The sequence below is a fragment of the Rhodococcus sp. 27YEA6 genome (genome assembly GCF_044908235.1).
Taxonomy (GTDB): Bacteria; Actinomycetota; Actinomycetes; order Mycobacteriales; family Mycobacteriaceae; genus Rhodococcus_F; species Rhodococcus_F qingshengii.
Genome location: NZ_JBIYCY010000024.1, coordinates 1 through 12,571, shown reverse-complemented (window position 1 = coordinate 12,571; position 12,571 = coordinate 1). Strand labels below are relative to the sequence as shown.

The following is a 12,571-nucleotide window of genomic DNA, read 5'->3' as shown; positions in this document are numbered from 1 at the left end:
ACCACACCGGCCACGATTCAGTCTCGAGTGAACCCGTGGCTCAACTCGCCGATCCGCGAGCGATAGCGCTCGACCGCAGCGAGTTTGATGCCCTCATATCCGCGGACCATATCGGGTAGTTCAGCTATTTCGACTGCAAGGTGGAGGTTTTCAGTTGTCAGTTCTTTCAACAGTTTCCGGATAAGTGCCTGATACTCGACGATCAGCTCACGTTCGACTCTTCGCACGTGAGCCATCCCGAAGAGGTCGGCGCGTGTACCTCTGATGCGTCGCATCCCGGCCAGAGCGCGAAATGCCGGTGTGAACCACGGCCCCAGCACGATCTTCTTCTTCATACCCGGTGCGCGCAGCGCAGGCGGATGAAGGCGATACGAAACCTTCGCATCCGGACCGAATTGAGCAGCAATGGTGTGCCGGACCTCGGGATCGAGGGACAGTCTCGCGACTTCGTACTCGTCCTTGTATGCCATCAGCTTGTACAGATTGCGGGCAACGGACTGCGTCAACTCGTCGGTACCTGCGGCGCGGCGTGCCTCGATTTCACGCACGTGCTCGACGAACTCGGTGTACTTCGTTGCATAGGAAAAGCTTTGGTAGGCAACCAGCTCGGGAACACGTATCGACATCACCCTTTCGAGTTCAGAGCCTGGCGTCGCTGTAACAGTGCGTGCAAGTGCGACGGATCGATCGTCGGCAGGTGTCTGTCGTCTCGATGCACCCGTTGCCGAGCGAAGGCTGCCGCTCAATCGTGACGGATCCGCAACGAACAGGCGACCGTATCGGAAGGCGCGGAGGTTCGATTCGACCTTGACCCCGTTGAGAGCTATTGCCTCCTCGATGAATTCGAATGACACGGGCAGTGCTCCGATTTGGTAGGCAACGCCGGTCAGCAGGAGGTTTGCGAACTGATCCTCTCCCAGGAGCTGCACGGCAAGATCTCGCGCGTCCAACAGCCTGTGCTGAGCGACCTCTCTAGAAATCCTCTCCGATACCTTCGTTACATCGGGGAAGTCCACCGAGGTGTCGATCACCATTTGACCGGTAGGAACCTCGGAGGTCGAGACCACCGCGGTGGTGCGTAAAGCATTCGTGGCCGTGAGATACCTCGCGTCGGCTGCGACGAGCAGATCGCAACCGAGGTACAGATCGCACCCCGCGTTACTTGCTTTGCTGCCCTGATCGAGTGGGTCGAGCGTGAACTTGACGTCCGAGACAACCGCACCTCCTTTCTGCGCGAGGCCAGTCTGATCGAGGGTGCGTACGTGCCTGCCGGCAAGTGTGGCTGCCGTGCTGATGATTTGGGACAGTGTGACCACACCGGAGCCTCCCACTCCGGTGATCCGGACGGTGTACGACGAAGGGAGTTCGTATTCAGGCTCGGGTAGATCGGCGGTGTCGAGCGACTCGGAGGATGGACGCACTGGTGGCTTCGCACCCGGCACTACTGACAGGAATGATGGGCAGTCGCCGTCGAGGCATGAGTAGTCCTTGTTGCACGACGACTGATCGATCCGCGTCTTGCGCCCGAATTCCGTTCCGACAGGTTGAACGGAGAGGCAATTGGACTTCTGTCCGCAGTCACCGCAGCCTTCGCAAACACGCTCGTTGATCACGATACGCTCCACCGGTTCGGCAACCAGCCCACGCTTACGTTTGCGTCGCAGTTCGGTCGCGCATTCCTGATCGTGAATCAGAACCGTAACTCCCGAGATTTTCGCGAGTTCTTGCTGCGCTTCGATCAACCGGTCTCGATGCCAGAATTCTACGTTCCGAGGTAGTTTCGCCTTGCGGTAGCGTTTGGTGTCGTCGGCAGTGACGATGATGCGCCGAACTCCCTCGGCTGTCAGGGCGGCACAGATCGCATGAACCGACATGACCCCGCCGGGTTGCTGTCCTCCGGTCATGGCGACGGCCGAGTTGTAGAGGATCTTGTAAGTGATGTTCGTGCCAGCCGCTATGGAGGCGCGAATGGCGAGACTGCCGGAGTGGTGAAAGGTCCCGTCGCCTAGGTTCTGGATGAGATGCTTCCGGGACAGAAAGGGAGCCATGCCGATCCACTGTGCCCCCTCGCCGCCCATCTGGGTCATACCTATGACTGATCCCACCTGCACCGGATCCATGAGGGATACCATTCCGTGGCAACCGATTCCGGCACCAACTGTCGCACCTTCCGGCGCTTTCGTCGATACGTTGTGGGGACATCCCGAGCAGAAGTACGGCGTCCGGGCGAGTAGCGGGAGTTCTATGCGAGCGCTCGACGGGCGAGAATCCAGTAGCCAACGATCGACAGTCGGGAACGATCCGAACGAAATCAGTCGACCCGCCAGACGGGTGGTGATGGAGTCGGGGTCGAGTTCGCCGTCGAGCGGAAAGAACGGTCGGCCGTTCGGCAACCTCTTGCCGACGACGGTGGGCGGGTTCTCGGTGCCGTACAGCAGGTCCTTCACCGCGGTTTCGATGATCGGCCGCTTTTCCTCCACAACGATGATGTGGCTCAGCCCATCCGAGAACTTTGCGATCACCGTTGGTTCGAGAGGGAAGATCATTCCGAGGTGAAGCAAGCGAACGCCACGCCGTGCCAACTCGTCGTCGTCGAGGCCCAGTGTTCGTAGTGCTTGGCGTAGATCAAGATACGTTTTACCCGGTGCGATGATGCCGACCGTGTCGCTCGGCGTGCTGTGAGTGATGCGATTGAGTCCGTTGTCTGCGGCGTAGCGGCGAGCGATCTCCAATCGTGCTCCGTCACGGCTTTTCTCGAGCCTTCCGAGGGTTGGTTGAAGAATCTGTGCGGTTACTTCGTGGCGGTACGGGGCGCCGTCGACCACACGATCCGGAATGACGGGCTGAACGCGCTGCGGGTCGATGTCGACGGTGCCCGAGCCGTCGGCAACGTTGGTGGCGATCTTCAGTGCAACCCACAGTCCGCAAGCCCTCGACATCGCGATTCCGTGGATCCCGAAATCGAGTGCTTCTTGTGGGTCCGAAGGGTAGAGCGTCGGGATTCCTAGGTCGGCCAGCAGTAACTCGGATGCGCCCGGAACAGTTGACGACTTTGCCGCGGGATCGTCTCCGACCAGCGCGAGCGCTCCGCCTTCGGGATGTGTTCCCATCATGTTGTTGTGGCGGAACGCATCCGAAGCTCGGTCCAGGCCGGGGGACTTGCCGTACCAGATGCCGATGATTCCCTCGACACGCTTGTCCGGTTGCATCCCAGCGAGTTGGGTGCCCTGGACAGCGGTGGCCGCCAGTTCTTCGTTGACGCCAGGCCGGAAGACTATGTCGAACTCGTCCAGAAGTGTTCGATTGCGCTCGAGTTCCATGTCGTAGCCCGCAAGAGGGGAACCTTCATATCCGGAGATGAAAGCGGCCGTATCGCGCCCGGCCTGACGGTCGATCCTGCGAAGGTCGATGGGGAGTCTCGCAAGTGCCTGGATTCCGGTGAGATGCAGACGTCCAGGCTCCTCACGGTAGCGGTCGGTGAGACTCAGGGCGGAGGGAGTATCGGTCATGCCTGCGTCGCCTGTCTCGTAGGGGCGCCTGCTACGGCGTACGCGAGTCCCACGGTCAACGGCACATCGGACTCGTTGCTGCGCCAGGCGATATGGCCGTCCGGACGGATGAGGATCGCCGAATCGTCGTCCAGGCCAAGTGTGGCGAGTGCCAGAGGGTCGGCATGTGCATCGCTACCGAACACGACTGACGAGTGTGGGACCGCAGTGCTGGATCGGTTCAACTCCTCCACCCACATTGTGCCGGCAGGACCCGCGATCAGGGTGAAGCCCACTTTTAGGAGATCGTGCGACGATATTTGGGATCCTTCGCGTTGGATCCACACATGAGGGAGCCGGGCGCCTACTCGATTCGATTGCACGTGAGACTCGGCGACCGGAGCGTCATACGTACTGTCGTAGGCGTAGCCGAGTTCTTGCGCCAGACAATCGAAGTGCGCGCGCTGCAGCGGAATGGAAACGCCGAGGTTGATGCGGGCCTGCGAAGCCACCGACGGGTCGTGGCTCTCGAGTTGACGAGCCACATCAGCGCTTCCTGGACCGATTCCGCTCTGCGCCATGGAAATCGCGTTGCGGACGCTGTGCGCTGTATTGGATTCGGCGACGGGCCGGCGGTCTGATTCGTACGTGTCGAGAAGAGCGTCAGAAGCCCATCCCTGCACGACGGCCGCAAGCTTCCATCCGAGATTGTCTGCATCGGCTAGCCCGGTGTTCATGCCGAGGCCGCCGGTAGGTGGGAACTGGTGCGCTGCATCGCCTGCCAGCAGTACCCGATCCTTGCGATAATTCGTCGCTGTTCGCGCCGACATCGTCCACGTCCCCACCGAGCAGACCTCGACATCGACGCTGTGGTCTCCGATTGCGTCTCGAATCAACGTGCGGCAGTGCTCGGGTGTGAACTGTTCGATCGACTCGGTAGCGGGATCGAAATTCCTGTTGAACGTCCAGCGGTTGTGCCCGTCCATTCCGATGAAAACGCCGGGCGAGAGGGAATTGATCGCCCAGACGAGAAGCGCGGGTGAGTGATCGGTCCACGGTGACAGATCTGCATGGAAGTAGATGTTGAGCTGATGGCCGAGATCGGGTTGTCCGTTCATTCCTATCCCGAGCGAGTCGCGGAACTTGCCCGTGGCACCATCTGCCACGACGACGAACTGGGCGGTGAGAGTGTCGGTACCGGCCTGCGACCGGGTCGTGAGATGTACCTGTTGTTTCAGGTTGTCGATTGCCGTGACAGTGGTGTCGTATCGGACCTCGGTGAGCCCTGTCGCACGGACAGCCTCGAGCAGATGCTCTTGTACGCGGTCCTGCGCGCAGGAGGTGATTGTGACCGGAGAAGAATTCAGGCGAGCAAGAATCTGGTCTTCCGGAACTTCCAGCATGCTCACGCGGCCGAATTCTTCGCCGGAGAGGGTGCTCTTCCACAAGATGTTCATCATCCACATGGGATCCACTGCGTCGCGCAGTACCGCGTCGGCGATGCCCCATGTCCTGAACAACTCCATCGAACGGGTGTTGACGACGTGGGCGCGCGGGTGCGGATTGATTCCGGAGTACTGCTCGCAGACGATGCTCCGGACACCGTGGCGGGCGAGAACCAAGGCCGTCGCCAGGCCGACGGGTCCTCCGCCGATGATGACGACCGGCGAGGAGTCGGGCCCGGTCATGACTGCTTGACCAGCTCGGCGAACGGCACGCCGTTGTCGAAACGTCGACCGAGTTCGTCCGGATCGAACTCTGTACCGATCGGATTGGCCTCGAAGGCGCCCGAGCGGAAGAAATCGTCGAGTTCGGCCTCCGTGGCGAAGTTGTCGATCTGCAGTTCGACGTGGTTGCCGTCGGGATCCTCGAAGTACATCGACGTAGTCGGTCCGTGGTTGATGCACCAGAAGGGTCGAACATCGTCCGCGGCAAGCCGACGATACGTGCCGATCAGATCTCCGAGTGTGGCGTAGGTGAACGCAACATGATGGAGGCCGCTGTGATGCGGTTCCGGCTTGTCGGTCGCGCCACTGGCGATGAATGCGACTCGATGATGCTCCTCGTCGTACGTGATGAAGGCAAGAAAGTCATTTCCGAACGTGACACTGCCTTCGAGTACGTGGGTGTACCACTCCGTCATCTGCGTGAGTTGACCTGTTTTGAAGACGATGTGGGCGAGCTTGTCGGGTGACGCCATGACGAAACCTCCTCGTATGGGGCATCTCTCTTGAATGCCATATAAGAGAAGGTACGGGTTCTTGATTGGAAGTCAAGAGAGTGTGAAGATTTGCCTCGAAAGTCAGAGGGCTTTCGTCTTTGCTACTGCGACAAGAGCTTCCGTCAGCAAGTCGACCAGATCGCTGGTAGGTCGGTCGAGTCGTCTGGAGCTGATTAGCAGCCCCTCGAAGAGGACATGGGCAGTGTCGGCGATCAGTGAGGTGTCGGCGCCGGCAGGAAGTTGGTTGCCGATGATCGCAAGCAGGTGTTCGTCGAGCCAGTTCTGCATCTTCGCGTACGCTTCGCCGACTGCGCTGGATGACTCGATGCGCTCGTAAGCCTCCCGATGTAGGCCGCGGTAAGGCTGCATCGCAGCGAGGAGTGCCAGAAGCTCGCCGCGAGGGTTGCCGGCGATCTCAGGATCGGATTGGACTGCAAAACGTGCGTTCGTGAAGAGTTGTTCGAGCGCTGCTGCGAACAGATCATCCTTGGTGGGGAAGTACCAGTGCACGGCGGCGGGTGCAATACCGGCCGCTCTGCCCACCGCTGCCACGCTCGTTCCTTTGAATCCGTTGGTGACGAACAGCTCTCGGGCGCACTCGACGACCTCGGCCTGACGCTCGGCCTTGGGTATGTCTTGTCGATTCTTCGGCATGCCTTCGAGTCTATGGGCTCGCGCCCGCTCTTGACTCTTGGTCATGAGATGCTCTTAACTATGAGTTAAGAGCATTCACTACCTGTCAACGACGAGGAGCCATCATGCGATTGTTCAGTACCGACAACGGACTTGCTCGCGAAGACGAACCTGGGTGCCTGTCTGTGCTCGATTTACCGTTCGAAGACATCGGGGCGCTGCTTCGTGGACCGGGCATCGAGGCGGCGCATGCTGCTTCGGTTCTGCGGCGGGTGGACTTTGTCGAAGTGGCGTTGTTGGCGCCCGTGCTCCGTCCGGGCAAAGTGCTGATCGTCGGACTCAACTATTCCTCGCATGGGGACGAAGCGTTGGACATGCTCGCTTCGTTGGGTAAAACCGTCAGCAATCTCCCTACCGAACCCAATTTTCAAGTCACCGCGGGCTCTGCGGTGACCGCCGCGCAGTCACCTATCGTGCTGCCGAGGATTGCCCCGGCACAGGTGGACTACGAGGGGGAATTGGCTGTCGTCATCGGCAGCGTTGCGAAGGACGTGTCGATCGAAAATGCGTGGTCACACGTCGCCGGCCTGAGCGTGGTGAACGATGTGTCGGCGCGAGACATCCAGAAGCGAGCCATGGCAGGCGATCCCGTTGCATCGATCGGCGTCGCCAAGAGCTTCGACAGCTTTGCGCCCTTCGGCCCCTGCCTTGTCACGGCCGATGAATTCGGACCCGCAGTGGACTTGCGTATTACCACCCGCGTGAATGGTGAACTACGCCAAAGTGACCGGACAGGTAATCTCATCCACGACATCCCGTCATTGATCGCGTATCTGTCGGCATTTCAGACGCTCGAACCCGGTGACGTCATCTGCACCGGGACGCCCGCCGGTGCCGGAATCTTTTGCGGACGGTTCCTCTCGCCGGGTGACGTCGTTGAGGTTGAGATCGAGGGTATCGGGGTGTTGCGTAATCCCGTGGTGTCGGCACGATGAGTGCCCTCGAGGAGTTGGCGCGACTCGAATCTGTCGCCTTGTCTGATCGGAATCTGCCGGCGAGTATTTACGAGTTGATCGTACGATCCGCCAAACGCCACGCAGACAAAGTCGCCCTGCACCTGCTGCCGGGTGGATCTGTTTGGCGCGAGCCGGATTCCTGGTCGTACTTGCAGTTGCTGAGTCGAGTGAACCAAGCCGCGAATCTGTTCGCCGCGTTGGAGGTTCCGTTGGGCGGAGTAGTGGCGGTGATGTTGCCCAATTCCGGGTCCGCGTACGCCGCACTGTGGGGCGCTCAAGCGCTCGGCATCGTGAACCCGGTCAACCCAATGCTCGCGCGTGAGCATCTGATCGACATCTTCACACTGACAGAGGCCGAGATCTTGTTGGCCCCGGCCCCGGGCGTTGATCGGTTGCTCTGGGAGAAGGCGCTCGACATCGCTGCCGCTGTACCGACTTTGCGTATGGTCCTCGCTGTCGGTGGACCACCCCAGCCCGACAGCGAGATTGCGACCGGGGACTTCGATCTGTTGTGTGCCGACCAATCAGGTTCGAACCTGGTGTTCGAAGAACGCCGGACTATCACCGATGTGGCGGCGTACTTTCACACCGGGGGAACCACGGGTGCTCCTAAAGTCGCCGCTCACACTCACCTCAATGAAGTCTCGTTGGCATGGTCGCTCGCGCAGCGCGCAGAGTTTGTCGATGCTGTTGTGCTGACCGGTCTTCCGTTGTTTCACGTCAATGCCGTCCACGTCACCGGTTTGGCTCCGCTCTACGGAGGCGGCACGATTGTGGCTCTCGGTCCACTCGGCTATCGGGACAGGGCTGCGGTCGATGAATTCTGGCGAATCGTCGAGCATTTCGAAGTGTCATTGTTCTCCGGCGTTCCAACGGTTTTCTCGTCCCTCCCAGAGATTCCGACCGGGGTCGACATCTCCTCGCTGAGATGCGGAATTGTCGGCGCGGCACCCTTGCCAGCCCAAGTGCGTCGAGATTTCGAGTCGAACACCGGCGTCCCGATGATCGAGGGGTACGGACTGACCGAAGCCACGTGCGCCAGTGTGCTGGAACCATTGGGTGGTCGGGTTCTCGGCGCCACCGGTCTCCGTCTGCCGTATCAGCACGTCAAGGCTGTCGACGTGGACGCTGGAGGTGTACCGATTCGCGACTGCTCGGCCGGAGAGGTAGGCATCCTTGCGATCAAGGGGCCATGTGTCTTTCCTGGATATTTGCGACGCCATTCGCAGGGCGTCAGGCTGGATTCCTCGGGATCTGTTTTCGACGGCTGGCTCGTGACCGGTGATCGAGGATCTGTCGACGGACAAGGATTCGTGAGCCTCGGCGGGCGGGCGAAAGATCTCATCATCCGGGGCGGGCACAATATCGATCCGCGAATCGTCGAGGAGGTCCTCCTGCAGCACCCGGACGTCGAGGCGGTGGCCGTGGTGGGACGACCCCATGCACATTCCGGAGAGGTCCCGGTCGCCTACGTCGTGCTGAGAGGTGACGCCCCACGAGACACCGACTCCCTGCTCGCGTGGGCTCGAGCCCACGCGCCGGAACCGGCGGCAGCTCCGGTCTTCATTCATGAAATCGACGAGCTTCCACTCACTGCTGTCGGAAAGGTGTTCAAGGTTCCGCTGATTCGTGATGCAACAATGCAGGTGGTCGACGCAGAGTTGATCGAACTCGGCCTTCGCGGTCGGACGGTCATCGACGGCGACCGCGCGTCGGTGCACCTCGCTGAGGACACGGCGGACGATCGTGCGGATCAGCTGCGAGACCGTCTGCTGCGCTATAACTTCGAATCTGTGGTGAGTAGCGGAACTCGATCGGCTACTGGTGAACCGGCATGATTCGACCCTTCGACATGCCGAACAAGCGCCTGAACTCCAGGCGCTCCTGCTCGAAGTTGTAGATGCGGTAGACGGGCCACACGAGCGCGTGGAGCATCGAGTCGCCCCAGATGGTCAGTTTGAGGCGCCAATTCATGATGTTGTGAAGGTGCAGAACCGATTCGGATGCTTGGTTGTACTTCAGGTACTCCAACGGAGGGGTTTCACCGCGTCGACCGGACGTTTCTGCTCGCATGTCGGCGATCTGACCGATCGTCATCCCTTCCTCCCGAAGGCACAGTGAAAGGTCGATATCTTCGTGGATGTCCGGCCGGTCACTGACTTGCTCGCGGACCGACAACCATGCGCTTTTTCTGATCGCCATGTTCGCTCCGGCGACAGCGAGTACTTGACGTTCGCAACCGAACTTCCCCTGCTTCACCTGCCTGTCCAGTGCGTAGCGGTGGATTCGAGCAAACGGCGATTCGAAGAGGTAGGTGAGTCCGGCAACTGCTGAATGAGCGGTGCTGCGTTGGAAGAAACCCTTGACCGCATCTGCCCATCCCGGTTGTACCCGTGTGTCCGCGTCGATACGACCGATGATGTTGCCGGTCGAGGCGTCGAAGCCCGCGTTCCGGGCGTGTACGACGCCTTGGCGGGCCTCGAAGACATATCTGACTTTGTCGTACTTCTCGGCGAACTCCTGGATGATCGATGCAGTACCATCCGTCGAGTTGTTGTCGACAATCAGAATCTCATCGATTTCCGACTGGGTCAGTAGACGCTCGATGCAGCCGGAAACCGCGTTCTCTTCGTTGAATACCGGAACAACCACCGAAAGTCGATTAGTGGACAAGTGTTCAATATCCTGCATGGATGCGGTCACTGTATTCCTTTGCTGGGCAATCGGGTCCAGTCCTTCGCAAAGGTTACGATAGCAATAGGTGACCATTCGGACAATTTGAACCGAGGGCCATATGATCAATCCCGCAACAGCTTATTGCGGGAAACTATCAGCATAAGTGCAGCTGGCATGGCATAAATGCATGCAGAATAAGCCTTTCGGAACTGATTGATTTTTACCCACTCGAGTCTATTTGTCGGTCGAACACCGGACTTTAGTCCTTCTAATTCCGGCAAATATAATGCTGCCCGTTCGCTGAATTGTGAATCGCCACTGCGGCAACCGCCGGGCAATATCTGGATGTCGCAAGTTGCTTTTCAGTGAAGTGGAGTCGGTGCAGCGTAAGTGTCGTATTTGTAGATTCAACGGTCCCTCGTCGGCCGGGTTGTCGCCATCTGCAAATATTTGCTTTTATAGCTGTCGGTCTGGATTTTCCAGTGAAGTCTGCCCCCCGCGACTCTTCAGCACCGATTTCCGATGTGCAAACAGCAGCCGGCACCTACCTATCGGGTCAGGATGCTTTCGGTTTCGGGTGCCGGAACGGTTTTCCCCGCGATCGGATCGACTTCCTCGAGCGGTGGAACGTCTTCTCCGTCGAGCACTCGGCGCATGCGCTCCTTGTCGAGCTGCCCCTCCCAATTGGCGACCACGAAGGTTGCGACACAGTTCCCGAGCAGGTTCACCGACACCCGCATCGAATCCATGATTCGATCGGCGCCCAGTAGGAGAGCGACTGCGGCGACGGGAATTGCGCCGTGACCGATTGCGGCCACGGTGGCCGACAGCGCCAGGAATGACGATCCCGGCACGCCGGCCATTCCCTTCGAGGTGAGCATCAGAACCAGGACGGCAGTGATCTGTTCACCGAGTGTCAGGTCCACGCCGAGTGCCTGCGCCAGAAACAGCATGCAGATCGACAGGTACAGCGTTGCGCCGTCGAGATTGAACGAGTAGCCGGTAGGCACCACCAATCCTGTTGTAGTGCGCGAGCATCCGGCGTTGGTGAGCTTGACCATGATTCGGGGCAGAACTACTTCGGTCGACGCCGTTCCCAAAGCGAGGAAGAGTTCGTCCTTGATGTACTTGACGAATTTCCACAGGTTCACGCCCGCGAAGTACCTGACTATCGCGGCCAGGATGAGGATGAACAGGACGGCGGCGAGATAGCATGCGGCGATCAGCTTTCCGTAACTTCCGAGCGAAGCGATCCCGTACTGACCGACGATGTGCGCCATCGCGCCCAAAGCGCCCAACGGCGCCAGTCTCATGATCCAGCCGATGATCGTGAAGAACAGATGGCTCAGACGATCGACGAGTTCGAACACGATCGGTGGTCCACTCTCACCCGCCTTGGCCAATGCGAGCCCGAACAGTACGGCGAAGAAGAGGACTTGGAGGAGTGCGTTCTCGGCGAAGGCCGAAACTATCGACACCGGAATGATATTGAGCAGGAATTCGACGGTGTGGGGAAGTTCGCCACTTCCGGTCTTGGCTGCCACGGCGTCCGCACCGTTCGCCAGCGTCTCCGGATCGATGTCGAATCCCGCACCCGGCTTCATCAGATTTCCGATGAGCAGCCCGAACAACAGGGCGAAGGTGGTCACGACCTCGAAGTAGATGAGTGCTTTGACGCCGATACGCCCCACGGCCTTCAGATCCCCGACGTGGGCGATCCCGATCACAACGGTGCAGAAGATGATCGGCGCGATCAGCATTTTGATCAGCTTGATGAACCCGTCGGCGAGGGGCTTGAGGTTCGCGCCGAATTCCGGCCACAACCAGCCGATGAGAACACCGATGACGATAGCGGCGATCAATTGCACGAACAGTGATCGGTACCAGGGCGGCTTGTTGGCGAGTCGCGCGAGCTCGCTGTTCGGCAGTTTTACGGAAGTTGGCATGGATGGGAACGGTAGGTCCGCTTGATTGCGAAAAAATAACTCGCGAATGTCGTGGATGTAACGCGTCGAGGTTGCATCTCGGACAACAATTCGGTCAACAAGCGACAGTTGTGTGTGACTGTGGTTATTGTTTCCCTGAGCGGTGATCTTCCGTCCGCGTGCATGCACGACGTGTGAGAGGGGCTGTCATGGGGCAAATTATCGGAACCATCATTTTCGGCGCAGTCATCGGAATCCTGGCTCGTCTCGTACTGCCAGGTAAGCAGCAGTACGGCATGATCGTGACCGTCGTGCTGGGTATCGCCGGAGCGCTTATCGGGTACTGGGTCTGGGGAGCGATCTCGGACAAGGGCGACACGGGTGGAATCGACTGGATCCGCTGGATCATCAGCATCGCCGCGGCGGCCGTGCTCTCGATCGGCTACAGCGCCGTCACTGGCAAGAAATAGCAAGCCGACCCAATTCGAGAAGTGGGGGGGGCCCCCCCGGGGGGGGGGGGGCGGGGGGGTTTTTTTGGTGGGTTTGGGTGGGCCCGGTGTGGGGGGGGGGGGGGGGGGGGGGGGCGCGGGCGGCGAAGAGACGCGGTGGGGA

Annotated in this window: 9 protein-coding genes; 3 read left to right on the top strand and 6 right to left on the bottom strand. The window is 59.7% G+C overall.

From position 1 onward, the window contains the following. Nucleotides 1-17: 17 nt before the first annotated feature. The 4 genes from ABH939_RS30790 to ABH939_RS30775 form a co-directional block, all read right to left on the bottom strand. Complete coding sequence (locus ABH939_RS30790; protein WP_404650630.1) at nucleotides 18-3,509, bottom strand: indolepyruvate ferredoxin oxidoreductase family protein; 3,492 nt, start codon at nucleotides 3,507-3,509, stop codon at nucleotides 18-20. Next, nucleotides 3,506-5,176 (bottom strand): FAD-dependent monooxygenase, encoded by a 1,671-nt coding sequence (locus ABH939_RS30785; RefSeq protein WP_333824169.1) that lies wholly within the window; start codon nucleotides 5,174-5,176, stop codon nucleotides 3,506-3,508. The genes ABH939_RS30790 and ABH939_RS30785 overlap by 4 nt, the downstream gene beginning before the upstream one ends. Further along, nucleotides 5,173-5,688, bottom strand: a complete 516-nt coding sequence (locus tag ABH939_RS30780; RefSeq protein ID WP_064689512.1) for a VOC family protein — start codon at nucleotides 5,686-5,688, stop codon at nucleotides 5,173-5,175. Before ABH939_RS30780 ends, ABH939_RS30785 begins: the two co-directional genes overlap by 4 nt. Before the next feature lie 102 nt (nucleotides 5,689-5,790). Then, nucleotides 5,791-6,363, bottom strand: a complete 573-nt coding sequence (locus ABH939_RS30775; protein ID WP_333824164.1) for a TetR/AcrR family transcriptional regulator — start codon at nucleotides 6,361-6,363, stop codon at nucleotides 5,791-5,793. A gap of 104 nt (nucleotides 6,364-6,467) precedes the next feature. On the opposite strand from ABH939_RS30775, the gene ABH939_RS30770 reads away from it, so the two are divergent. Both ABH939_RS30770 and ABH939_RS30765 read left to right on the top strand, forming a co-directional pair. Then, a complete protein-coding gene (locus ABH939_RS30770; protein WP_333824162.1) occupies nucleotides 6,468-7,337 on the top strand; it encodes a fumarylacetoacetate hydrolase family protein in 870 nt (289 codons plus the stop codon). Continuing rightward, nucleotides 7,334-9,196, top strand: a complete 1,863-nt coding sequence (locus tag ABH939_RS30765) for an acyl-CoA synthetase (RefSeq protein WP_333824160.1) — start codon at nucleotides 7,334-7,336, stop codon at nucleotides 9,194-9,196. The genes ABH939_RS30770 and ABH939_RS30765 overlap by 4 nt, the downstream gene beginning before the upstream one ends. Here ABH939_RS30765 and ABH939_RS30760 read toward each other — a convergent pair. Together ABH939_RS30760 and dctA are read right to left on the bottom strand one after the other, a co-directional pair. Then, the gene (locus ABH939_RS30760; protein WP_404650628.1) at nucleotides 9,177-10,049 is read right to left on the bottom strand and encodes a glycosyltransferase; all 873 of its coding nucleotides are present in this window, start codon (nucleotides 10,047-10,049) and stop codon (nucleotides 9,177-9,179) included. The two genes, ABH939_RS30765 and ABH939_RS30760, sit on opposite strands and share 20 nt — an antisense overlap. 533 nt (nucleotides 10,050-10,582) lie before the next feature. Further along, nucleotides 10,583-11,980, bottom strand: coding sequence for a C4-dicarboxylate transporter DctA (gene dctA, locus ABH939_RS30755; protein WP_404650626.1), 1,398 nt, complete (start codon nucleotides 11,978-11,980; stop codon nucleotides 10,583-10,585). A gap of 188 nt (nucleotides 11,981-12,168) precedes the next feature. Here dctA and ABH939_RS30750 point away from each other — a divergent pair, with 188 nt between their 5' ends. Next, complete coding sequence (locus ABH939_RS30750) at nucleotides 12,169-12,429, top strand: GlsB/YeaQ/YmgE family stress response membrane protein (RefSeq protein ID WP_003942027.1); 261 nt, start codon at nucleotides 12,169-12,171, stop codon at nucleotides 12,427-12,429. Nucleotides 12,430-12,571 lie beyond the last annotated feature (142 nt).